The following is a 25,448-nucleotide window of genomic DNA, read 5'->3' on the forward strand; positions in this document are numbered from 1 at the left end:
GCACCAGCAGACGTGCGTGCCACCGCGGCACCGGAGAAAACTCACGCATCGTGGCGCTGCGCAGCGTAGACTCTGCCGGCTTACAGCGTGACCCTCCACTCCATCTAAGGAAGTCGGGGGCCGAATACGACCGATGGGAGAAGCGGGGGACCGTCCGCCACCCCAGGGCCGCCAAACAGGAGACCGATCCGATGGGACGTTGGTGCAAAAAGCCGGACTGGTGGTGGTCTGCGGGGCGAGCGGGTATAGAGGCGCCTCCGCTGAAGCCGAGAGCCGGATGCCGTACAAGGCCAACGAGAGCCGTCGTCACAAGATCCCAAAGGCCCGGTACCGGGTGGAGAACTGGGCAGCTTACGATGCGGCGCTTCGCCGTCGTGGCGATCTGACGGTCTGGGTGACACCTGAGGCGATCGCCGCCTGGACGCCGGCGAGGACGGGCCAGCGTGGTCGGCCTGCGCACTACTCCGACATTGCGATCGAAGCCGGGCTGATGCTGCGCTTGGCCTTTGGCCGGCCGTGGCGGCAGACGGAAGGCCTGCTAGGTTCGCTCATGCGCCTGCTCGGCCTGGAATTGCCGGTCCCGGATCACACAACGCTTTCCCGGCGCAGCGCCGATCTGGAGGTCGCGTCCGCGCTGTCCAGGACGGACGGCCCGGTGAGCGTGGTGATCGACTCCACCGGACTGAAGGTGTTCGGGAAGGGCGAGTGGCACCAGGAAGAGTACGGCGGTCAGGCACGCCGATCCTGGCGCAAACTGCACTTGGCTGTCAGCCCAGACATTGGCGAGATCCTTGCCTCCGACCTGACGAGCAACGAGGAGGGCGACGCCTCCCTGGTCGGCCCGTTGCTGGACCAGATCACGCGACCAATCGGCGCGGTCCTTGCTGACGGCGCCTACGATGGCGAACCCGTCTATCGTGCCATTGCCGAGCGTGCACCGGACGCCGAGGTGATCATCCCGCCGCGCGCCACCGCGGTGACCAGCGACACTGCCGACACGGCTCCCACTCAGCGCGACCGCCACATCCAGATGATCAAGGAGCGTGGTCGGCTGGGCTGGCAACGAGCGGTCCACTACGGACGGCGCTCTCTCGTCGAGGTGGCGATGCTCAGGTACAAGGTTCTCATCGGACGCAGCCTGCGCGCCCGGACTCTGCCCGCGCAGAAGGTCGAAGCGGCCATCGGCTGCAAGGTCATGAACAGGATGACCAGTCTTGGCATGCCGGCCTCCCGCAAAATCACCTGATCACCGCCGGCCGCCGGCCGCCGGCAGAATCCGCCCTCACGCCGATTTATGCGCTCAAGTCGTGCCACTCGCCTTTCCCGAACACCTTCAGCCCGGTCGAATCGATCACCACGTTGACCGGCCCATGTGTCGTGGACAGCGCTGACGCGACCTCCAGATTCGCGCTGCGCCGGGAGAAGGTCGTGTGATCCGGAACCGGCAGGTCCAGGCCGAGCAGGCGCATCAGCGAGCCCAGCAAACCCTCGGTCTGCCGCCATGGCCGGCCGAACGCCAAGCGCAGCATCAGCCCGGCTTCGATCGCCACGTCCGAGTAGCGCGCTGGCCGGCCGCGTCGGTCCGAAGCCAGCGGCGTCCAGGTGGCGACCGCCTCCGGCGTCACCCAGATCGTCAGGTCACCGCGCCGGCGCAGCGCCGCATCGTAGACAGGCCAGTTCTCCACACGGTACCGGGCCTTTGGGATCTTGTGGCGGTGGGGCTCATTGACCTTGTACGGCATCAGCGGCTCGACTTCAGCGGGGGGCGCCTCTATACCCGCTCGCCCTCCCGACCACCACCGGCCCGGGCTTTGTGCACCAACGTCGCCTGGTGCGCGACACGGCCGGAAGCGACGACTGAAAGCTGCCGGGCGGACATCGGGACTGCCGTTCCCGCATGGCGCGGCTGCCTGCCCGGCGTTCCCGTGGGCTGCCGAACCCACGCGGCTCAGGTCGGCGGCAGCAACACCGTCCGATCCAGGACATCCGCTACGGGAATGACGGTCTCCGGGAGTCTCTCCAAATCAAGCGACACCTTCGTGTCGAACCAGGAGAGCCTCCGCTGCTCCGCGGAGGTTTCCTGGGTAAGCGTTGCGGCGTGGAAGTCGCCATGGACCAAGGCCAGCACCCGCCATTCCGGCGGAAGAATTCTCAGGATCTGTGCCAGCGCCCGGCTTGCGGTGGCGGCCGATTGCTCGTCCATCGCATGCCACGGATCGTCGAGGACCAGCAGGCGCGCGTCGTTGTCCATGCGGGGGGCCAGCAGGAGAAACAGCGCTAGGGTGAGGACATTGAGTTCCGCCGTGTTCAGGATCGCCTCAACCCCGATGCCCAACCCTTCCGACCGCTCGATCGCGATCGGAAGGCCCGTCCCCTGTTCGTTTACCGTCAGGCGCAGCGGGTCGTAGGCCCACCGCGCCGTGGTCATCAGCGCGACGATTTCGTTGACCGCTTCGGCGAATGGATCGAGTTTCCGCATGAAGGAACTGCTCAGTTCCATTTCCTTCCTGCCGTAGTCCTCCAGGCTTTCGGAAAGTTCGGCCAGGTCGGCCAGGCGTTGCGAGGGTTCGATGCCGGGGGTCCGGCCATCCTCGACGCTCCGCAGCACATGCTGCACCCGGTCGGTGATCTGCAAGGGCAGATTGGCCCAGCCCGGCGAACCGATGTCGACGTCGCCGAAGGCGATCCGACGATAGGGCGGCTCCATGGCCCGGACGATGGCTGTTCCGAACCCTTCCATTGCGGAAGGCGCATCGATGGAACCTGCCAGGATGGGGGTCAGAGTGTCCAGCGCCTCCTGCCCCTTGCGCGTGAGCGTCCGGACACGGCGGTCCCCTCCGGACGGCGCGTTGTCGTCTTGCGGGTAGACGTAGGCGGCACGCTCCACATAACGGAGCAGGTCGGCTTCGATATCGTTCGCGAGCAGCCGGAAATTGATCCGTCCATCGAGTTCGGCCAATCCCTTCAACCCTTCCAGGGCATGGGCCTCGCTATCGTCTTCCGCCGCGGAATGACCGTCCGGCTGGTGTTCGGCCGCTTCCAGCATCGCGTCCGCCGCCGCCGCGAGAGAGGACAGGGACGAGACGACCTCATGGAGGGCGACAAAGCGCTGCAACTTTCCCATTGTGGCGTTGCGGTCCCTTATGGCGGCCCGGCGGTTTCCGTCACGTCGGGAATGCCAATCGGACACGCTCCGAAGCGCCTCCGCTGCGGCGGGAAGGTAACGGCGTGCCACCTCCATGCGCTCATGGAATTCCTTCACCACCTTGTCCAGATGCTTAGCCAGCTCGTCCGGCGGGAGCGGAGCGATCTCGATGCCGAGGGTTTCAAGATCCTCCGGACGAAGGGGATGGAGCAGCAAGGATGCCAAGATCCTGTGCGCGCCCGCGCCATCGGCGTGGATGAGCGAGGATATATGGCGCCGAAGCTTGACGCGATCCGTTCCCGGCAGCTCTCCGCCCGTTCCCTCCGCCGCTCTCTCCGGAAAAAAATGGCCGATGACATGCGTGTTCTTGCCGAGCGCCTCGGCCAGCCTGTCCCGTGCCTGGGCGAAGCGCCGCTCCTGGTCGGCGCCGAGGTCGAATGCCTCGTCGAGGGTTGCGAGCCGGCGCACCGGGTCGACCGCCGACAGACGCTGCATGTCCTGGATGTCCAGACGGAAGGCGAGTGTCGCCGGCCGGGATTGCCCAACCGGCAGAGGTTCACCTGACCAACGCCGCGAGATCGGACCGCGACGCAGGGTGACTCCGACATCGGCATCGGGATCGTCAATCGGCCGCAACGCACGCATCACATCGGCGTAGGATCCGGCCGACAGGCTGCGCAGGCGCACGGAGTCTCCGGTCAGCGCGAGTTCGACCGCCTCTGCTATGGTCGATTTGCCGGTCCCGTTCTGTCCGCGGATAACCGTGACCCGTTCCGAAAGGGTCAGCGTGAGGTCGCGCATGCTGCGCAAGGTGCGGATCTCAAGCGTGACGGGGACATCCACGCCGCCTTGCTCTCCCGCATAGGACTCGTAAAGGCGCCGGGTTGCCGGCAGCAGCCAGCAGAAGGCACGTGCGAGACTGCGCGGCCCGAGAGACTCCACATCGAGGAGATTCAATCCGATGCCGTGCAGAAGGTGGGTCTCCCGGTTGATACGTCCGAGCTGGTGGCGGAGATCGGCGATTTCCCCCTTCGGCCGTCCGAGCACCAGTTCCACGGCCGGTGCCGGCCGCGCATGGCCATACAGCTCGGCGGCCAGAAAACGCAGGTAGCCGGCCTGCTGGATCAGCGCTTCCGCAGCCGTCGCGCGCGATGCGCCCTCCTCCGGCGCGGACGCGATCTGGACGATACCGAGGACGTTGAGCACCGGGTCGATCACCAAGGCATCCAAATCCGCGATGTCCAGATGGCCGAAGCAGCGAAGGACGGTGCCCTTGTTCAACAGCACGACGCTGCGTCTGTGCGGATCGCCGGCGGCGGCAAGCCGCGGCCCGTCCTCGGCCACGGTCAGCCAATGGGCGATGGAGCTGCGGATCGTGTTGCGGTCGGGGATCATGATCGGGCCGTTCCCTTGCTCAAACCAGGCTCAGAGACCTGCGCGCCAATGCGGGGAGAGACGATCCGGCACCGAGTGCGAGGTCGAGAAGGATCCGGTCGGCGGAGCGCGCGCCCCCCCGAGACGCGGTGGCCGACAGGACCATTGTGTGCACGGTGTAGCCGGTGATGGCCCGCGACGGGGCGACGGTCAGCCCGGCGGCGACGAACGCCAGCAGGTTGACCACCGGCGCCGTCGCTCCGGGGGCCATTGTCGGGACTATCGCGGTCGCGGTAAGGGCTGGCTCGTACACGCTGGCTCCTGTCGGCGCGCCGGCGGCCAGCGCATGTATCGCAAGCTCCACCACCGCGAACCAGGCGGTGGTGGCCGGTTGCTCGGTGTAGGCGACGAACGCATCGGGCGGGACCACGCCGCGCGCCCACCGGCGGACCCGCTCCGCCAAGGCGAGAAGCTTGGGGTGGAAGGTCCAGGTCCAGGCGGTGTGCCGGGTTACGGCCACCCCCACGGCGTTCCAGGTGGCGGTTGCAGCCTGCCGGTCGACATCCGCTTTTTCCCTGGCGACGAGACCGTCGAAGGCGGCGAGCAGCCGGTCACGGTCCAACAGCGGCGCGGGCGTTCCTTGAATCATCCGGTAAACGGTGTCCAAGTGGGTTTCCAGCGCCCGTCTTTGCAGACGGCGGACGACGCCGTGATACAGCCAACGGAGCATCACGTCGTAGTCCGCGGTGACCGCGCCGCCCGGCAACCGGAAAGGCAGGTGGATGCGATGCGGATCCTCGACCAGCGCCGCGTGATCCTGTCCCGCCGCCAGCCTTGCCTGCCGCAGCAGCGCGCCGGAGTGGAAGCTCGGACTCTCCCCCGGAGCACTGCTTGCCTCGAAGAAATAGGCGCAGGTCTCCCGCGTGCTGCGGGGTCCCCCGGCGCGTCCCATCTCCTCGTAGACGCTGCGGAACGTGTCATGAATCACCGGATCCCGGGCGGAATATCCCATGAACACCACGTCATGCGTGCGGATCAGCGACCGCAGCAGGTCGCGTGACCAGGCATCGTCGCGCCAATGCTGGATTTCGCGGTAGGTATAGACGATCGCCGCGAGCGCGCGCCGCATCTGCCGCGCCGACTCCCGCTGGCTATCGAGCACCGGAGCGCCCGCCGGCGATCCGCACAACAGCCTCAGATCGGGTTCGGCGCTGGCGCGCACCTTTCCGTAACCACGCACGCATCCATGGATTTTCAGGACACGGGCGCCATCCGGTCCGGCTCCCCAGTCGAAATACTGCCGCCGCTGGGTGATGACGTAAACGGTCGGCCCCTCCTCCAGACAGGCCGGATCGTTGGCCCGGAAGCCGTTCAGCCGGTAAGCGCCTTCGACCAGCGTGTCGAAGTTGGTAGTGAGCAGAACAGGAAGCAGCCCCTCGCGCGCCAGACGGGCCAGGGCATGCTGGCGGGGAAGGAGACGGTCGGCGCCGCCGCCCCTCAGATAGCTGTTGCGAACCATGGTCCGGTCGGTGCCGCCCGGTTCTCCACCCATGATGTCGGAGCCGGCGAAACCAAGCGTATCGAGGAACAGCGCCTTTCCGGCCGTCGTGTAGGGCTGAACGCCCTCATGCTTCATCGCGCAAAGCGCGTGCGCGAAGCCGACGTAAAACGCAAGCGAGAGTTGTTGCGGATTCCCAAGGGTGATCGTGCCGCCGGCAAGCTTGGCATGCAGCGTCGCGGACAATCGGCGCTCTTCGACTGCCACGAGGACGGAGAGGAGTCCCACCGTTGTGTCGGTGACCCCGTCCAAGGCCTTGATCAATTCGCCGAACGCTTCACAGAACCACTCGTTCACCTCGTAATACTGATCGGCCATTCCCGACAGGCTGCTGGCGACCAGAACGTCATCGGCGGCGGCGGCGGCGATGGCGGACGGCTTCATCCAAAGGAAGCCCGCAAAGGACTTCCAGATCTGGTCCATCGCGTCCGTGGCCGCCGTCACCCCCAGCACGGCGCGGGAGACGCACAGAACCTCGCGGAACGCGGTCAGGCGCAACAGAAGCGCGCCCATCAGCATGCGGGCATCAGTGCCTTCGTTGTCGATCGACACTCCCGAGCCGACGAACATCAGCGTCCGCCCGGCGGACACGGTCTCCACCACGCTCGCCAAGGCGTTCAGCGAGGCTTGCTGGATCGTCGGGGAGGCAGGAAGGGGCGGGGGCGACGGGACGGCACCCATGCTTATTGACCTCTGCCCTTCAGCATGGCGCTGCGGTACCCCTCGGTCGCCGCCTGGCGGATGCGGTCGATCATGTCGGGGCGACGGGCCTCCACCCAGGCGGCCCACACCTCGTCCAGCGGCACGCGCTGGAAAAGCGGGGATTTGAGCTGTCCGTTCAAGAGCAATTTGGGCGCATAGGTGGCGCGCAGCGCCCGATCCAGTTCCAGCAGCCCGGCGCTGCTCGGTTCGGTCAGGGATGCCGGGCTCGGCTCCGCCTGCACGCTTGCATAGGCACGCAGAAGCAGGCCGGCCTCCGCGGTCAATTCACCCGGCAGTTCCATCTCGTCGAGATATCGCTTGGCGTCCTTGGGAGCGAAGATCAAGGCGTCGCGCACACTGCCGACAGCCGGCAATCCCCTGTAAATTCGGACGAGGAGGTCGTGCAGTTTCAGCTTTGTAGAACTTATTTCCTCGCCGGGGAGACTCTCATAAAATCTGAGAAATGCAATTGATAGGGATTCATCGCCTTCCTTTTGAATGGCTGCGAGACCATTGAAGAAATCTTGCATTTCCTTCCGATTTCTATGGACATTCATAAAGAAGGCAAAAGGTCCATAGACAACAAGATGACCGTAAAGCCGGCTTGCGGAGGAACCAGAAAGCGACGGCTCGCGGGCAAGGTTGTAGCCCGGCAAGGGATTTTCCTTATTGAACGAGAAATGGTGCTTGCGATAGCTCAACAGGCTTTCCGGATTGCCGGAGTCGGTCTGCCATTCTTTCAATAGAAGGCCGATGACGATGCTGGAGCAGAGGATGCCGAGCGCAATCCGCATTTCATATTCGGCCGCCATGGCCAGCGGTATGTGCCTGCGCCCGATATGGATGCCCAACTGGTCGACAAAAGACGCCAGTGCCGGGGAAGCCTGATCGAGGGAGAGGCCGACCATGTCGGCATGATTGCGCAAATCGCGAATCCGTCTCTGCGCTTTCGGCGGCAGGTCCAAATCCCGCGACAGCAGCAGGACCACCGCATCGTATGGGCGTGCGGCAAGGGCGCGGAGATCGCGATCGCGGTGCGGATCGAGCACGTCGGCGCGGAACTGCCGGCGATCCGTGCGATGCAGGTCGAGGTCATTGGCAATCAGGCGGGCATGACGCCGCGCCGATGGCGCGGAAACAACGGCAATTCGGAGGAGTTCCATGGGGCGCCTTTGCCATTCCCGGTCGCAAGTCCTTCAGCAAGATCAGCTTATGAAAGGTCGCATTCTTTCTGTCAACTCGCCGCCGTGTTGCATGGATGCGGTCGGTGTCGTAGGTCCATGCCCCGTCTCCGCTCTGGTCGCCCGCTATGCCGTACAAGGCCAATGCCGCTCGTCGCCATACATTTCCCGGCCGAATCGCACAGTGACGAATTGGTCCGAGTACGATGCCGCCCTGCGCCAGCGTGGCAGCCTTACACTCTGGGTCAGCGAGACGGCGATCGAGCAGTGGAAAGCGGCGCCGCGCCGAACGCCGGGTGGACAGGCGAGCTATTCGGACCTGGCGATCACCACAGCGCTGATGCTGAGAGCGGTGTTCCGGCTGGCGCTGCGGCAGACCGAGGGGCTGCTCGCCTCTATTCTCCATCTGCTCGGTGTGGATCTGGCGGTTCCGGATCACTCTACCATCGCCCGCCGTGCCCGGACGGTGACGCTGCCCTCGGCGCCGCGCTCGAGCGGTGGGCCCGTCCACCTGCTGCTGAACGGCACCGGGCTGAAGCTGTGCGGACCGGGCGGATGGCTGATTGAGAAGCACGGCACCAAGCGGCGGCGCTCCTGGCGCGTCCTGCACCTTGGGATGGACATGGGCAGCGGGCGGATCGTCGCGACCATGCTGACCGACCGCGATGTCGATGATGCCTCGCAGGTTGCTCCTTTGCTCGACCAAGTCGCCGAGCCGGTCGCCTCGATTGCGGGCGACGGCGTCTACGACCGAACCGGGGTCTATGCGGCGGTCCACGGGCGCAATCCCGAAGCCGCGGTGGTGGCGCCACCGCGCCGCGATGCCGTGCTCAGCGACACGGCCGAGACCGCTCCCACCCAACGCGACCGTCACATCCAGATGATCACCGAGACCGGACGGATGACGTGGCAGCAGACCAGCGGCTACAACAAGAGGGCTGGCGTGGAGAGCCAAATGGCGCGCTGGAAGGGCGTCTTCGGCGAGGCGCAGCGCTTCCATTCCGATCAGGCGCAGGTCACCGAAGTCGCCATTGGCGTCATCTTCCTCAACCGCATGCTCGACCTCGGACGCCCGAACTCCGTACGCGTTGCCTGATCACCAACGGAGCTGGGGCGTCTCTTGCACCGCTCGCCTCGCTGCAACACGCCGGCGCAGTTCGTCAACGCACCGAGATTTGCACCAACTGTAAAGGCCGAATGAAGTTTGGCCCATCCGCATTCTCGGTGCATCCCCGATGCAGATCGACGCGAGGATGAGCACATAGAGGGAACTCCTTTCCCTGCAGAGCACCGGTTTCCTTGTCCAAATCACTGCTTTCGTTGCTCCCAGCCGGCCTTGTCGTCGACCGGGTTTCGGTCGACGCTGATCGCATAGCCATTACGGCCCACATGCGGGCCACAAAGGCGACCTGTCCGCTGTGCCGTCGCCCCTCCGCACGCGTCCACAGTCGGTACTCCCGACATCTGGGCGACCCGCCGTGGCAGGGCCGGATTGGCGAACTCCACCTGCAGGTTCGCCGCTTCCGGTGTGCGGCGGCGGACTGTGCCCGCCGCATCTTCGCCGAGCCGCTGCCCACAGTGGCGGCCCCTCGGGTCCGGCGCACCCGGCGGCTTGCCGAGGCGCAGCGCGCCATTGCACTGAGTGCTGGCGGAAATCCTGGCGCCCGTCTGTCCTCCCGGCTCGCCATGCCGGTCAGTGGTGACACACTGCTGCGCCTGATCCGAGCAGAGCCGATGGCGCCGATTGTGAATCGGCTCGCAAGCGGGACCCCATCAGAAGCGATGTAGCCCTTTATAAATGAATGAATTTTAATCACCGAGGTAGGATCCTGATCGGCGCCGATCAAGACCGCACCCCAGCAGAATTTTTCTCAACCACTTCAAGTGACTGTGGTGCGTCGGTTCGTGGTCCCGGTTGGCTGCTGGTTCACACCTGAACCCGCAGAACGATCTGACGTCCCTGCCACGGCAAGTCAGCGATGGTGCACCAATAGTGGCTGTGAACGTGGTCCGATCCCGTTCCGCAGGTCGGACAAGTTGCCACCGTTCCAATCGTTCCGGCGGTGACGACGATGCGATCTTGCTCAATCATAACCGCCGTCGCCTGAAGGCCGGCCGGCACCAGCGGCAGGGCGTGATCCGAGATCTGCATCATGTGAATCTCCCCGCTTCACATGTGCACCAATAGCTACGAGCCGTCCGTCTCAGCACCGAATGCGCGGATGAACCCCTATCTCAAGCCGATTGACACTCCTGTTTGCATATGAAAACGAGATCTCCATTCGGGGGAACTTAAACGCCCGTTGCGGCACTTTCGACCGGGATAACGTCGGACAATCCGAGCAGGCTCACTTGCGCTTCGGGGAGCCGATTCAAGATTGGCATGCTCACTGCGGCGGGGAGGGGGGTTGTGTCGGTTCCAAACAACCAGTCGAAATCGAACGCGTCTGGAGCCTCCGGATCGAAAGGCATCCTGCTTTGCAAGATGGAGATATCGACCCAGCGCTCCGATGCCGTGTTGTCGATCAGTCGAAGTCCAAGCGTTTCCAGATGACACAAGTCCGACCACTTGGTAATATGCGGACTCCCGTCCACCGCTTCCAGCGTCATTTTCCGATACCGGCTCTCGCCTTTTGCGTTGCGCCAGCAGGCATGCAGCGACGCCGCGCCATCGGCCTCGCGGTAAATGATCAGATCGACGCCCTCAACCTTGTCGTCGTCGTCGTCAATTCCGGCCGAACCGACTTTCTTGAAGAGCGGCACGGCGTTCCCGGGGTCGCTGATTTCGAATTGCAGACGGTTCAGGTCGAGCGGTGTGTTCGCCGCGCGGACATGCAGCCGCAGCTGCTTTATTCCAGAACTATGGCTGGCGAAAAGATCGAATTTCGCGGTCTTGTAGCGATCGCCGACATCGGCGTCCGGGGCCTGGTTCTTTACTTGGTGGATCTCGGCGCGCAGCTCGATTTCACCGACCTTCACCGAGAGGTCGTCTCCGGCACGGATGGTTGCCGCGCCCCACTCGTCGGCAAGGACGGCGTCGTGGAAGAGGTCGACCTGATGGCCGACCTGTTCGGACGCCTTAGTGAAGACCAGCATCAGGCGACGATGCACGTGAAGCGGATTAGGCCGCCGCGAAACGGGACTGCCCACGCGCACGAGGCCCTTGCCGCGTTTGTGAAATACGAACAGACCCCGTCCAGACATGGTCGACTGTCCGGCCGCGGCTGCGGGTGTGAAAAAGCCTTTCAGTGCAGAAACCAATGTCATCTGCGGTTCGGTTTCTTGCGGCTGGGAGACCATGAGTTGCCGCATGTCGCGAGACGTGCGCGCCCATTCGATGATCGTCGCTTCGGATTGCCGCGTCGGCCGGGTCGAAACCTTCCCCGACAATACGACGGGGCCGGCGGCCGCGAAGATCACCGACGAGACAAGCCGCGGCTGGTCGACGCCGGCGCCGGCAAGACTATCGCTCTCCTTGCAGAAGAGACTGAGACGGAACCGATTGTCGCCCATAGGCTTGAGCAAGACGGCGACGACGGGTTTGCGCCATAAGGTCACGTATCCGTCGCCACCATCCTTGAACAGCGCCGCCCTAAGCACCTCGACGCCTTGGTCACCGACCTTGACGTAGGTGTCGGACTGCCCCGGCGCCTTTTCGGCGGACCGGATCTCGAAGGGTAATGCGGCGTCGATCCACGTGTCTGTTGCGACGTTCGACGTTCGGGGCGTTTTCGGATCCATCCAGCACCAGCCGGGATCCGCGAACCGAGTGAGCTGGATCCCGAGGAAGCTTTCCTCCATTTCTTCAGGCGACGCACCGTCCCCCTCCTGTGAAGCGTCCACGTGGATGACGTACTGACTGTTCGACCAGGCCGGATCCGGGGCATTCGGCGCATCGAAATGCAGCCCGATTGGCCCTTCGGTCCGCAAGGTTGCCGCCTTCGATCGTTCCGCGGGCACGCTGTAGTAGCTGAGGCGAGGATCCGGGCTGAACTGCTTGCGAACGTCCTCCAGCCTCAGGCGTCGTGTCCCGGAGCCGTCGTCCTTGAGGACGAACCTGTTGGTGATGGACAGTTCCGCGCAGACGCGCCCCGCCAATCCGAGGAAGGCGAAGGGTTGTTCCGAAAGGACGCATGTCAGCGATGTCCGTGTTGCCTCTTCGATGCTTCCAAGCAAGGGGATGAAGGCCCGTAACTGGGGACGCGCCAGCGGTGCCGCGTCGAGATCCGCCAGCACGGCCACGCGCGCGGCCCAGTCCGCGGTCGCCAGCCACGTCCGCCGGCCATCCATCAACGGGCCGTAGCGCGATACCATTTCGAGCTTGAAGCGATAGTAGGTCGCGGATCGCTCCGGCCATTGATAGTCCATCAACGGGGTGGTTTCCTCAGCCGGGCGCAACCGGAACAAGCGCGGATTCCCCTCGGCGCCTCGTGTCCCGAACGCGTCGGTTTCAAAGTCGCCAACCTCGATGGGAACCACTTGGCTTGGCACGCTTGACCGTGTTCTGCCGAGGGGGACGACAGGCCCAGGCTGCGGCCTGCCATCCGTCGGATCAATCCAGTGATAGATTGGCCGGCCGGTGAAGGACCATTGCTGGGTGGAAAGCCTGGCGCGCGAGAACAATCGCAGCGAGAGAGCGGGGGCAGCGTCGACCGAGAAGCTTCGCGACGTGCCGTGGAGGCGTATGGACACCACGTCTGAAGGGAGATGCCCGAGCTTCGAGCCGCTCTCCTTTCCAACGAGGCCGGTCACGTCGGCCAATTCGGCCATCGCCTCGACGACCAGGCGAACACCGTCGAAGAGGAAATAGCCAGTCGACGCCTGCGACGTCGATCCGACCGCAAGTTGTCTCATCCGTGGGTCGAAGATCCCTCGGATCTTCCCCGTCTCCGGCGACGTCTCGAACAATTCCCGATCCACGGCCGGGGTGATCCAAAGGTGTGTCGCGGTGCCGACGGGAACCCTGAGCTGGTGGTCTTCGAACTCGAGGTCGGGGCCCTTTGCGACGATACTCAATTTGTGCTCGGCGGCCTGGAAGATTGCGTTCACGAAGGCCTTCACTCTCAGGACGGCGCGGCGGAACGAGGATTGGTCCTTGTGGTCATCGTCGGTCAAGATAGGCTTGTATGTGTCGAGAAAGCTTGGATCATAGGGCCGCACCGGAATGAACTGTTCCTGCGCTTCCCGTCGTCCGGACTTGGGTTCGACCGTCCAGTCCGCAAAGGCCGCGCCGATGAGGAAGCCGCTGACCGCCGGGTCGGGCAGCTTGTGCATCATGCTTTTCATCGGATCGCCGATCACTTCGAAAAGAGCTCGCGCCTCGCGCAGGGCCCTGAGAAGATCCTGGGTCTTCTTCTTGTCGCCGGAACCACATGTTTGAGACCACAACGCCGTGTTCCGGCCCCAACGTTCGACGTCTTCGATGGACGCCAACGGCACCGAAAACCTGATCGTTCGCTCGGATGGACGCGTCCAGCCCGCACCGGGGGCAAGCAAAAGCAGATTGGCCTTCCGGTCGCTGTTCGCCTGCCCCTTCTCGTTCATCGGGTCGGCGAAGCTCAATGCCTGTGCCCCGCCCGAAGCCAGTTTCAGGCGAAGCCAGTACCTCTCCTGCGGAGGATGGAAGCGAAGCGATATCGTTCGCGTCCCGGGATTGAATGCCGCTTCCACCAGACCGTGTTCTCCATCTGGATGAGTCTTGATGACGACGATGAGATCGTGGATATCAAAGGCTTGGTCGACCATCACCTCATGAAGTTCGACAGTCACGCGATCGTCCTTGGCCAGCGGAAGTCCGTCATCCTTGCCCAAGGCCCCAAGACGATCGCCGGCGCGATAAATGTCCCGCCACCGCGACGATCGAGGCAAGCCTTCCAACGCGATCCGAGGGTCATCGAAACTGATCGGATGCACGTCGCCGGGTAGGCTGTCTTCTCGAAGCTCGGTCCCGTCGGTGGCGGCAAGCGGCGTTTCCGAGATCGCCGTTCGCCGCAGGCATGCCCAACCCGAGCCGGACGGCCAAAACATGCGATCGTCGGGTCCGGGCGCTTTGGGGAGAAAAGGTGCGATTGCGGTTGCGGAACCGGAACCGATCCGCGTGCTGACGGCGCTCGGCAATAGTCCCGAAGACGGTACCCAGAAGGCCGACAACCCGTAGACCAGGCCGTAGGCGAGCGTCGGCACCGGTTCATGTTTCGTGTAGATCGCCTCTTTCATGGCAAAGGCCGACATCGCCGTGGACGCTTCAGTGAAGGGCGCCATGGCGGCGGGGTGCTCCTCCGAGCCGGGCTTCAACTGCCCAGGGCTCGAAAGCGGCGACCCGGAATAGGGAATGAACATGCCCCAACTGCCTGGAGCGGCGGTCGGGATGGTGGCATCCACGGTGACGTCGACGTTGTAGGCTTTTGGACCGTCGACCTCCAGGCCGACAAGGCTGACGTGAATGGGCGCGTTCGTCTTGTCCGCCTCCTCGTTCGGGTGATATGCGCGAACGAGAAAGCCAAGCCCGGAAATTCGGGCGCCCAAGGACTGGATCTCCGGCGTGCCCAAGTCTTCCGAATGGTCGAGCGGCGCGGAGGCGATCGGCATCATGAGCGCCTGGGGCTTGTCGTCCGGGCGAAAGACCGTCTTTTCGGATTCGTCGGGGTCTGCGACGAGGGCATCCAGCCTGGACGCCATCTCCCTCTCGAGAAGGGGCCCCAACCCCTGGCGCAAGCTGTCTTCGCCCTTGACGGCGAGCTTCGGCGCCACAAGCCACAGCCGGTCCAAGGCCCCAGGAGGACCCGGGATACTCGTCGCGTCGTCCAGCCTGCGCCAAAGTGTGTTGCTCGATCGAATGGCCTCGCGAATCTTGCGTGTCCGATCGGCGATGACCGGCGTATCCTTGACGCCGTCGTAGTCCAGCACCGCCGTGAGTGCCTCCGTGCCGAAGTCCCTGCGCATGGCGGCGGCGGCGTCGAAGTCCTTGTTCAACTGGATACGGAAGGCCGCGAATGCCTTTTCCAGCGCGTCGTCGAGGTCGGGAACGTGGTCCAGGTTGGTGCCGTCGGTATAGGCGGTCTTTGCCACCGAAGGTCTCAGCGTCTCGTCAAGGATAGTCCAGAGCCATCCTTCGACGCCCTCTTCGCTTTCGAGCTTCTGGGTGATCTTGGCCAATTCGGCGGACAGCAGGTCGAGCTCCGCCATCCACCTATCCCGGGATATCAGCGGAGCATCCATTTTGGGACCAAGCGACGCCTTTATCCGCCCCAGTTCATCCGGGTCGGGAAACATCTTCACGATCTCGGGAAGGAGCGTCTCCGGCGTTGCCCACGTCGCAAACTTTTCCCAAAGGCGTTCGTGAAGATTGAGATAGAGCTTGCGCTCGTCGACATCCAGGCGCGTATCGGCGGCCTCGAACGTGCCGGCAACGAGCCGCGTCAACCGGCCAAGCACTTCTCCGAAGCGCCGCACCCGCGATCGCTCGTTCGAGACCGGCAGAAGAAGACCGGTGATGCTCGGGTCGAAGAGTGTAGCCACCGAGGCTCGGATAAACCAGCGGAGACCGTCGGGCGAGAATAGTTCCTGGCCCTTGGGTTGGAACTCCTTCATGACTTCATCGATGCCCGCGATAGTCCCCAAAATGGTCGTGGGCCAGAGCAGGGATGACGCCCTATCCTCGATCCGTACGACAAGGCGATGCAAGGGATCGGCATGCGGCACGATGTCGACGCTTCCGTCGGGCCGCAATCCGTTCGACAGCTGGGCGTCTTCGTACTGCTTCAGAAGCGGGGTCTTCGTTTCGAAAGTCTCGACGATCGTACCGGCGGGGTCTTCCCACTCCATCGCAAGGTGATACAGCGCCGTCTGGCTTCCTTCGTGGAGCTTGCCCACCACCTTGACCTTGGTCGGCATTCCTCGTTCGACCGGGATAAAGACGATCACCTCGTCGCCGGGACCTGCCGCCTTTGCGACGAGCGCACTTGTCAAGCCCGCGTGCTGCGCCACCGGCGCCGGCCAGCGCGCAGAGGCCCGAAGCAGATCGACGGCCCTGGCGTTGCGCATATCGGCCGTTTCGCGCTGCGGGGTCACGAAAAATCTTGGCTTGGACGCCGGGGCGACGCCTGCTGACTCTTGCCCGTTCAGCGTCTGCAACGCGTCGCGGCACTTCAGCAGCCACTTCATGACGTCTAGGCGACCGGGAGGATTGCCGGGCATCAGGTGATTTCGTGGGAGGAGGGCGACGTGGTGGGCATCGCCGGCCTCGATGCGATAGAGATGAAACTCGCCGAGCGGCGCCCGAACGGCGAACTCTTCGAACGTTTGCTCGGCGTCCCGTTCCATTTCGTCGCTGACATCCTCGTCGGACGTCACTTCAAGCGCGAGGTGGACCCCGAAAACGCGCAACGGATCGGCGAGACCATGCAGGGCAGGGGGCTCGGGTTCGGCGACAATGTGGATGACATTGATCATAGCGACTTTCTCGCCTCATCGAGTTTGCGGAGCTTTTCGAGGGCATCCCTCGCGCGGTCGGGCGCCTCGCCGGTGACGCTCGACTGGCTGGCCACCTCCGTGCTCGAGCGCCCGTCGCGCAGCTTGTAGCGGACCTGGGTCGAATATTTGAGCTTGAACCAGCGCGAGATCCTGACCTCGACGCTGAGCTGCCCGGTGGCGTCTATCCGCCCGCTCTCATGGTAAGACATGGACAGCATCAGTCCGAGATAGACCGTGACCATGCCCCAAAGCGAAACGTTGCCGGCGATGACGAGCACCATCGATACCGAAAGCCCGTCATCGGGCTGTGAGGGCGGGCCGATCCGCTTCTGGTATCGAAGGACGATGCTGAGCGTGATGTAGACGCCGCCGCTGACCGGCCCGAACGAGAACGCCAGCGACGCCGAACCGCCGACGCCGGCCTCCACCACCACCAGCAAGGTCTTGTCGAAGGGCCGGTATTCCGTGTCGACCTGCAAATAGCCTGTCCCACCTATCACGAAGATCGAGAAAATGAAGGGAAGGTCGCGGCGGGAAAGGTTGAATTGGTTTGCGATCACGAAATCGGGAAACGCCCTGAGCGAAAATCGATTCGCGATCTGGATGTTCGATACGCCCGACGTCCCGAAGTTGAAGGACAGCGGCGGAAGCGCGAACTGATGCTCGACGCCGACGATCTGCTTATTCTCACGCAGATACTTTAGGGGGCCGACGCCATCTCCGCCCAAGATGGAACCGAACATGTCCTGGATGAAGCGCATGCTTTGATGGATCCGGATCTTGGTCGGATCGATCTTGAAGTCGAGGTCGGATTTGCTTGAGTAGCTGATCCTGACGTCGGCAAGCGTCAGCATGACCTGGCCGGCGACGACGGCCTCGAGATCGGTTCGCAGTTCCGCCATGTCGGTGACATCGGCATTGAGACGGTCCTTGCTGGCCTCGGCGCGCATGAAGGCGGTGAACTGGCTCCTAACCATGAACAGCGTGAACGGACCAATTGAAAACATGCGCTGGCGATCCGGGAGCGCTGCATTGACGTCGACCCTCACCCATGCGCGGCCGGCCTTGGTATCCAGGTCGTGCGTGACCTTCACGGCGTCGCGAATGCCGTCCGACACCGGAGTGTCGGACATCAGGTGGCTCAGGTCGATGCCGCCTATCCTTGAGACGATGTCCTTGAACTTGCAGCCTTCCGGAATCGAGACTTTGAGCGAGTCGGCGATCTGCTTGACGTTGAAGTCGAGGCCTAGGGCCTTCAGCGCATCCCCGAGATAGTTGAGCGTGGCCCGCACTTCGGGCGTCTCCAGCACGCGCCTAGCCTGGTCGCCATACATTCGGATGCGGTCGGCATTGGTCTGCAGCCCTGCGATCTCCGGGCTATGGGCGAGGAAACTGACGAGATTAAGCGCCTTGCCCGGCAATCCAGACGGATCGCCCTTGAGGAGTTCGTGAAATCGTTCGACCCCGCCGTCGACATACGCGCGGGCGTGGTCTCCGGCGGAGGCCACCTCCATCGCCACGCCGTCGAGCGCGGCGAGGACAGTGCGGGCGGATCGCTGGAGCTCATCGACTGCGTCCTTCGCGCACTTCCAATTGGCCTCAAGCTCGGCGATCCGTTTCTCGAGCGGGCCGAGCTTTAGTTGCTCGGTCAAATCGGCGACGATCGCGTCCTTGTACTCCTTTGCCCCCTCGAAAAGCTTGTCCCTTGTGCCGACCAGCTTTTTGCAGAGATCCATGGCCTTCTCGGCCATCCCGTCCGAAAGCCCCTCGAAGTCGTCGATCGCATCGGTCAGCTGCAACGAAAAACCGTTGACCGCGGCGCGAACTGCGGTCCGCGCCTGGGCCAGCCAAATTTCGGCGTCCGACGAAGAGGGCCACGCCACGCGCTGGAGCATGGCATCGAGCGCCGGATCGACGACACGCATGGTGAAGCTTTCGACCAGCGCCTTCGGCAGCGCCGAGCGGACCTCGCCGACCTGCCCCTCGAAACGGGCAAGCCATCGGTCCACCGAACCGAGCGCGGTGCCGGCCGCGCTATCGATCGTGGAAAGTTGCGCGTCGAGCCGGGCAACCACATCCTCGACCACTTGGTCGAGGACATCGGACGCAAACTCCCACAATGTCGAAAGCTCGTTCGCGCGCTCTTCGACGGACCGCACCGCTTGGCTCATCGTCCCGGCGAACGTACCGGCAAGCTCGCGGATGTCTTCGACCTCGAACTCCTCCGCCGCCTCGGCGAAGGCCGATATGAAACCGGTCGCGCCGCCGAGGACCTCGACCGCGCTGGTGCTCGCTTCGTCGAGGCTCTTTTTCACGAGGTCGAGCGAATCGGAAGCGGAGATGGTCGCTTCGTCGATCTTCCGTGTTGCGTCGGCCTTCAACTTGTCGATGTCGGGAGGGAAGATCGCTCCCTTCAAGGCGGCTAGCGTCACCTTCGCCTTTTCCTTGGGCGCGCCTTCCGTCAGCTTGTCGATTTGCGCCTCGATCTTTCCTACTTCCGCGGCGATCTCCGCGGAGTTGGGCAGGGTTTCGATCCTTGAGACAAGTTGCGACCTCTGATCCGCCAGCAGGTCCTGGACCGATGCCAGCCTTGCCTGCGCCGCCGCCTCTTTCTTGACGATGCTTGCAATGACGGTGGTGAGCTGCGCGCCTAGGCCACGGGCACTATGGGCTATTTCGGACGCCACGCGGCGACGAGCTTCGTCGAGCGCCTGCTCGATGTCCTTTCCGACGGATCCGACGACTTCGTCCAGTTGGCCAATCGCTCGGTCGAGTCGGTCGCGCGAAAACGGCTTATCGCGGTCGATCGCCGAAGACGCCGCATGCAGGCGGCTGCGGGCGCGCGCGATGCCGGCGTCCGCGTCCACCTTCCAATCGGCGACGATCGCGCGGGCGGTCGCCACGCCTTCGCACAGGCCGCCGATCACTTGGCTGGCTTCATTCGCCAAGCCGGAGATCTCGTTTTTGATCGCGTCTGACAACGTCGCGCGGATCCACGCCTCTGCCCCCGGCACGTCCGGCGGTAACTTGTCGAGTTGGGCGATCGTCTTCTGCTGCGCTTCCTCGACCGCGCGCAAGACCATCAGCTTGCGCCGACGCAGGCCGTCGGTCGCCGCCTTCGCCAGCGCGCCGCAATCCGATTTCTCCGCCTTCAACATGACCTGGGCAATATCCTTGCCCCGGCCTCCGACAAGCTCGGCAGCCTTCGAGATCAGCTCCGGCCCAAGATGCTTCAGCAGCTTGTCGACCGCGACATCCGGATGCTCCAATCCACCGATCGTCTTCTTGAGTTCAGCGAGCACGTGCAAGGTTGCATGCTCGTCCTTGGCCGCCTCCAGCTCTGCCCGGAGCGATTCAAACTTCGATTTGAACGTTGCGAAGCCGCCGAGATTGTCCTGGTCCAGGCGGATCGGCAGAGCTGCCTGGATAAGCCCGATCGGCAACCTGTCCGGCGCGGTCTCCCTGATGGTGTCGGCAAGGGCCGCTATCGGCGCGACCATGTCCTTTGCTTTGAGCTCGAAGCCTCGCATGAAGCTTACGCTTTCGACGCCGGCATAGACCGGTTTGTCACCCATGCCGGTGTTGATCCGTGTCCGCACGGGGGAGGGTGCCAAGCGCCATGTGAACTGGCGCAGACCGGGTACCAGGCGGGAATCGGTGGGACGCCTTTCCTTGCGGTCCACGATGTTCGAGTCCTGGATCGCTCGAAACACTTCCCGCTGAACGGACGGATGGCCGGCCTGGCAAAAATCGACATGCTCCCGCGCGGGCCAGACGTCCGTATCGATATTGCCTGCCTTACCCTCTTCGGTATCCGTGAAGAAGTATAGCAGCTGCGTGTCCCGGCATTCCTGCGCACTGATCGGGTCGTCGATACGTCCCTCCGCGCGGGTCAGGAAGGCGACATCCGGCTCCGGAAAGACCTGTGGCCTAATCTCGGCTTCGCCGCGGTTCCAAAGCGGGACTATCCAACCGAAACGCCCGAGGTCGCGCCCCCAGGCGCTGTTGACGGCGATCTTGCGGGAGTTGAATCGAACGCCTTCCAGAAAACCGGTGCAAATCGGATCGACGCCCGGCACGTCGGGATAGCGCCGCTCCGGTTCAAGGATTTCGACGAATTCGTCGAGCTTTCGAATCACCGCGCGTTGGCTGCGCGTTTCGGTATCCTCCGAGACGAACTGCGCCGATTCGGACGTGTCTCGAAGGAAGGTCACGATATGGCGGGCTCGATGCCATAGCCCGGCAATGCGGCCGAGGACCTCGACCCGATGCTCCTGCAGGTGCTTTTCCCGGGTGACGGTGGCGATCGTCACATAGCCGTTGAGAAAGCTAGCCTTCTGGTCGGCGCTCAGGCCGGTCGGAGAAATCGCCACCTTGTCGAGTTCGCCTCCCGTGGCGGTCACGGCGCTTGCGACGACACGCGCGACATTGGCGGACTCGATCGGCCAGAGAGCACCACCCGCGAGACCGTGCTCGGCAAATCGCGGCGGCTTGATCGGTGCGTCACACGCGACCGGATCCGGGAGGACGCGCGGATCGTCGACGGGCGGAGCCAGGAGCGCCGTGTGACGGAGCGAGATATTCAGTCCGGCCTTGAGATGGGCAGGAACGAAGGGATTGGTCGACGTACGGTCCAGAGTCCAGATTTCCAATCTTTCCGGACGTTTCTGCAATGCCTTGTGGAGCTTGCGCCACCGTTTCTCCTGTTTGTCGGCGGCGCTGTTGTCGACCGGCAGGGGCGTGATGCCGGTCACCGCGCTCAGCTCGGCGACCCGCGGCCCGATGCCTCCGTCGGTGATCGGAGGGACGAGAAGCCCCGATGCAAGGCCGTAGACGGCTTCCGAACGCAGGGCCACAAGTCCAACGCCGATGCCGAAGTCGCCACGCTGGCGGAAAAGGTCGCGCGCCGCATATTCCGGAAGCAGGTAGTTCCTTTGCAGGTCGCTCGGACGCACCCATAAAGTCGTGGGCGGCGAATAGCGCATATCGACGGCCAGCCGCCGCACCACGCCGTTGACGGATTTCAACGCCGGGCGCAACGGTTGGCCGCGGGTCACCGCATCATGCAATTCTAGTCGCCCGGGCTTGTCCGCGTCTTCTCCCACCGCGCCGGCCGGCCGGTCGAACCGATAGACCTCCTCGCTCTTGCGCAGCTGCCAAACGCCGCTGTCGGAGTCAAAGACCGCGACGATGAGAGATTCGTCCGTTCCGCTCGCGTTGAATGGTCGCCTGCTGAACCGGTACGCCGAGAACGGCGCGTCGGTGAGGACCGTGAAGCGGATCGGATAGGACGGTTTCGCCGACATGTCCTTCAATTCGGCGACCAGGTGGCGATCCTGGTCGTCCCTCACCGCCTCGACAAGTCGCATTTCGAGTGGTGACTTGCCCGTGTCGTCGTCATGCGCTCCACCGTGGCTGTCCTCCCGGATCAAGATATCGGCGGGGCGCTCGTCGCGATCGCCATGCGCTATGTCCGCCGTGACCGACCAGGAGTCGTTGAGCGCCAGGCGCAGGCTCAGTTCCAAGCTGATCGTCGGAGCGGCTTGCGCAGCCGCTCGCTGATCCGGCCGCGAACGGTGCGGGGGCCTGATACGGAGCGTTCCCGACGGCTCTTCGCCTTGCCCGGCATCGACGAGAAGCCTGGCGTGGCCGGCCATGGCCACGGAACCCAGTCGAGCGGTCGATAGGCCAAGGGATTGAGCCTTGTTGTCGTTCCAAATTGTATAGGAAGACCCGCCACGCTCGCGCAACTCCTCCATACGCGGGTCGTAGGCGAGTATAAGCGGGAAGCCTGCCGCCGACGGGTCGGACTGATGCCCATCATCGAAGCCGGGCATTTGCATCGTGACCGTGAGCGGATCGTCGTGCTCGGCATGTCTTTGCCAGCGGACGCGATCCATGGCATTGATCCCGTCTTCATCGGCTGGCAAGTGGTGACGGTCTTCGGGCTGGCGTCGGCCGACCGCGGCCTTTGTGTCGAGGGTAACGCCGAAGGGCAGAGGTGCCGCTGTATTGTAGTCTCCAAGCAAAAGATCGACGCCGGTACCGAGCAAGCCCTTGGTTTCGATCTTCGCTAGGGCGATCAGCGGGACGGCGATCTTCGCGGCTTTGGGCCGAAAGGCGATTACCGGCAGCACCGACTGCGGCAGGCGCCGGCTTGCTGCCAATCCTTGGCGCACGGATGTCGATATGCGCGAAACTTCCTGCAATCCACCACCCAGGAGGTCGTCGACGGCCGCATTGCCGCCCTGGGGTACCCCCTCGGGCGACAACTGCGCCTCGGGCCTTGCCCGCACGACGACGTGCAATTCCCAGGCAATCTCTACTTTTCCGGTCTTAAGTCCGGTCTTAAGAGCGAGGCCTATCGTCTCGTCCGAAATCTTGCAGGTGGCTACCGTTTCCGCACGGATCTGCTTCGTGACGAAACGTGGATAAGGCCGGCCCATCAGCGCCAGCACGTTCCCTTGCGGCATGTGCGTCGATGTGTGGGTTACCGCGTAGACGTGTCCGTCGGCGCTTCGCTCGGAGAGGACTTCCAGGGTGCGGGAGCTTGCCTTGCCGAGCGATCCAATACCGCTCCTCAACGCTAACTCGCGGTGATCCGGCCAAAGGCCGGAATTACCGTTCAGGATGGTGAACCGACCGGAAGTTTCGGCCTTGTCGGAATAGCCGAAGTGTCCCAACGGTTCCCCGCGATCCCCATCATAGGAAGCGCCGCCGGGACGCCCGGAAAAAGCGCCGTCCGAGCTGGTGAAGTCGGAATCCACGTCCCGGCTCGTGGGAACCAGGACCCCGGACGCGAGCGCGCCGGGTTCCCCCTCACCGAGGCGCGGCAACGCGAATGCGATTTCGATGCGAAGATAATGACGTGCGGCGTAGTTTTTGTCGTTTGCCGTTCCAAAGCAGACGATTGAACCGGCTGTCTGCTTCTTCACCTTATAGGTGGCGACGAGGGGAAAGCGCTCGGTCGGCACGTCCGCCTTGCGATCTCGATACTGGTCGAGAACGATCGCGTCGTGGATGACGAGCGTGCGTCCACGTGTACCGGACCCGTCTTCGGGCTCGCAGATCCAGAAAGACACGGCCTCCTTTTCGAGAAGCTCCTGGATAATTTCGTCCGTCTTCGAAAAGACGTTCCACTCTTCCGCAGGGGGTGTCGCCGGCGGATCGGGCAGGGCCGAGCCTCGCCATTTGCCGACGCGTGCAAACGCCCTAGCCTTCTTATCCTCCGGGCCGGCGACGTAGAAGATCTCCAGTAAGTTCCCGACGACCTTAAATCGGCTTTTCCATCCAAACTCGTCAGAGTCCGACGACTTGTGCAGCCGGAAATTTCCGAAAAACCGGAAAGTGCGTGTAATCATCGGCTATCCCCCTCGGCTTCCCTGGGTGTCGGACATGCGGGAAACGTTATCCTCCGGCTGCGGGAGGCTTCGATTCTGCTGCCTTGGCGGCAAGGTCTGTTGCATGGCTGACGGCAAGCATCAGCGCCATCGTCGCCCCGACGGGTGGTAGACCGGGAACCAGGACGCCTTCATTGGGTATTGCCAGGACGAGTCCTCGGTCGCGAGATTGCGAATGCTGGCGAAGATCGCGCCGCCATATGCGATGAGCAGTCCGACGGTGATGCCGTCTACCGGCTGCCGGAAATCATGAGCCCGCAGCCTCCAAGGTTGTTGGAAAGCCTTGCCGCAACATCATTGAATTATGGCAGGGACCACAGCTCGACATCGAATCCATCCTTGATGTCGGACATGTTTCCGCTTCCAACGAAGCCTGAGCCGGTCCACAGGTCGAAATGCCCCGTCGCATCGCTCCAAGCCACATGATAAGCTATGATGCCTGATCTGGCCGGAATATCCACGCTCTTGCCGGGTTCCTTGCTGATTCCCCAGTAACTTTTGCCAATCAATGCGTTGACAACCTGACCCATAGTCTTCACCTTAATTGCAAGTGGTTCGCCATTCCCTGTGATCGCCTCCTTGTATTGCTGCGGAATGGCGAGACCCGACCTCATGAATGCAACGGACAGCCGTATCGCACAAGTGTTGGCGTATTTCGGATCGTTGACGAGGTTCGGCCATTGCCCGCCGAGACTTTGATAGAATTCCGCCTTCGGAGCCGCCGGATAGTTCTGCCGGAGTTTCGAGAAGCTTACGCTCATCCTATCGTGCTCCCTTTGGTTCGTGGCGGCAGTTTCCGCTGGCCCAGATCAAGTCAGAGCGTCACCGACAGGTTGACGATCGCGCCGGGCGCAAGCACCAGCGGCCCGCCCCCGGCTTGTACCTTTACGATCGCACCCTGATCCGTTTCGGCGGTGACCCAAACCTCGTAGAGCTGGTTCGGTTGGAGCGTGTACCCCCCATTCTGAGGGAAACGGTTGTTGTTCCGCAGCATCAGGGCCAGCACGCTCGGTCGCCGGAAACTGACGGTGCCGGCAATGGGCAGCGGATCGGTGCCGTCGCCCCTTGGCGGCATCGGCCCTCCTCTATGCACGATTGCCGGGCCCACGGTGCCAGTCTTCAGGGTCACGGTGACGGCAAGCCATGCAGCGTTCCCAGGGGGGCGCTTCTCCACCTCCTCGACCGTGCGCTGGTCGCGGTATCCCAGGGTGGACATGATGTTGTGGACACCGGCGCTGCCGCCCGCCAGGATCAGCGCCGTGACGAAGGACGACATGAAACCCGATGCATTGCCCGGGGGAGCTTGGTAGGCATTGATCAGAGCCGCGAGGATATCGAGGTCGAACAGCGTCACAATGATGAAGCTGACGATGATCATGATCGGCGTCTTCACGCCTCTCAGGCTGAAATAGGTCAGAAAGATCCGCCAGTTGAAGATGATGGCGAACGCATTCTCAAGCAGCACCGCGACGACGAACAGCATCGTCAATGCGCGCAGGGACTTGGTGTAGACATCTCCCTCGCCCAACGTCACGGCCGGCAACTCGGCCGCTTCCGCCGGGACGGGCAGCATCATGGACAGGCTCAGGATCAGAACCGAGAGTGCGTTCCTCATG

General features: G+C 63.5%; 9 protein-coding genes and 3 pseudogenes. 3 read left to right on the plus strand and 9 right to left on the minus strand.

All coding sequences use genetic code 11. The features are described from left to right. Nucleotides 1-277: 277 nt before the first annotated feature. The gene (locus ACWPN3_RS00245; protein WP_492242369.1) at nucleotides 278-1,246 is read left to right on the plus strand and encodes an IS5 family transposase; all 969 of its coding nucleotides are present in this window, start codon (nucleotides 278-280) and stop codon (nucleotides 1,244-1,246) included. Between the two features lie 61 nt (nucleotides 1,247-1,307). Here ACWPN3_RS00245 and ACWPN3_RS00250 read toward each other — a convergent pair. The 4 genes and pseudogenes from ACWPN3_RS00250 to ACWPN3_RS00265 form a co-directional block, all read right to left on the minus strand. Continuing rightward, nucleotides 1,308-1,742 (minus strand): annotated as a pseudogene (locus ACWPN3_RS00250) (transposase); the annotation flags it as partial. Nucleotides 1,743-1,948: 206 nt separating this feature from the next. Next, complete coding sequence (locus ACWPN3_RS00255; RefSeq protein WP_492242368.1) at nucleotides 1,949-4,540, minus strand: AAA family ATPase; 2,592 nt, start codon at nucleotides 4,538-4,540, stop codon at nucleotides 1,949-1,951. A 19-nt stretch (nucleotides 4,541-4,559) separates the two neighbouring features. Then, nucleotides 4,560-6,758 carry an SIR2 family protein gene (locus tag ACWPN3_RS00260; RefSeq protein ID WP_492260976.1) on the minus strand — a complete coding sequence of 733 codons (2,199 nt, stop codon included), beginning with the start codon at nucleotides 6,756-6,758 and terminating at the stop codon, nucleotides 4,560-4,562. Between the two features lie 2 nt (nucleotides 6,759-6,760). Continuing rightward, complete coding sequence (locus ACWPN3_RS00265) at nucleotides 6,761-7,942, minus strand: hypothetical protein (protein ID WP_492242366.1); 1,182 nt, start codon at nucleotides 7,940-7,942, stop codon at nucleotides 6,761-6,763. A gap of 146 nt (nucleotides 7,943-8,088) precedes the next feature. Between ACWPN3_RS00265 and ACWPN3_RS00270 the strand changes: the two are divergent. Then, nucleotides 8,089-9,056 (plus strand): annotated as a pseudogene (locus tag ACWPN3_RS00270) (IS5 family transposase). 203 nt (nucleotides 9,057-9,259) lie between these two features. Further along, nucleotides 9,260-9,706: pseudogene (locus tag ACWPN3_RS00275) on the plus strand (transposase family protein); the annotation flags it as partial. A gap of 181 nt (nucleotides 9,707-9,887) precedes the next feature. On the opposite strand, the gene ACWPN3_RS00280 reads toward ACWPN3_RS00275, so the two are convergent. The 5 genes from ACWPN3_RS00280 to ACWPN3_RS00300 all read right to left on the minus strand — a co-directional run bounded on the left by ACWPN3_RS00280 (nucleotide 9,888) and on the right by ACWPN3_RS00300 (nucleotide 25,447). Then, nucleotides 9,888-10,115 (minus strand): transposase family protein, encoded by a 228-nt coding sequence (locus ACWPN3_RS00280; protein WP_492242365.1) that lies wholly within the window; start codon nucleotides 10,113-10,115, stop codon nucleotides 9,888-9,890. A 137-nt stretch (nucleotides 10,116-10,252) separates the two neighbouring features. Next, nucleotides 10,253-16,411: a hypothetical protein gene (locus ACWPN3_RS00285; protein ID WP_492242364.1), complete on the minus strand. Its 6,159-nt coding sequence runs from the start codon at nucleotides 16,409-16,411 to the stop codon at nucleotides 10,253-10,255. Continuing rightward, nucleotides 16,408-23,793: a hypothetical protein gene (locus tag ACWPN3_RS00290; RefSeq protein WP_492260977.1), complete on the minus strand. Its 7,386-nt coding sequence runs from the start codon at nucleotides 23,791-23,793 to the stop codon at nucleotides 16,408-16,410. The genes ACWPN3_RS00285 and ACWPN3_RS00290 overlap by 4 nt, the downstream gene beginning before the upstream one ends. A 341-nt stretch (nucleotides 23,794-24,134) precedes the next feature. Then, a complete protein-coding gene (locus ACWPN3_RS00295) occupies nucleotides 24,135-24,593 on the minus strand; it encodes a T6SS effector amidase Tae4 family protein (protein ID WP_492242362.1) in 459 nt (152 codons plus the stop codon). Nucleotides 24,594-24,646: 53 nt separating this feature from the next. Then, nucleotides 24,647-25,447 (minus strand): hypothetical protein, encoded by an 801-nt coding sequence (locus tag ACWPN3_RS00300; RefSeq protein ID WP_492242361.1) that lies wholly within the window; start codon nucleotides 25,445-25,447, stop codon nucleotides 24,647-24,649. Between the last annotated feature and the right edge of the window lies 1 nt (nucleotide 25,448).

The organism is Azospirillum sp. UENF 111221, from assembly GCF_058780625.1.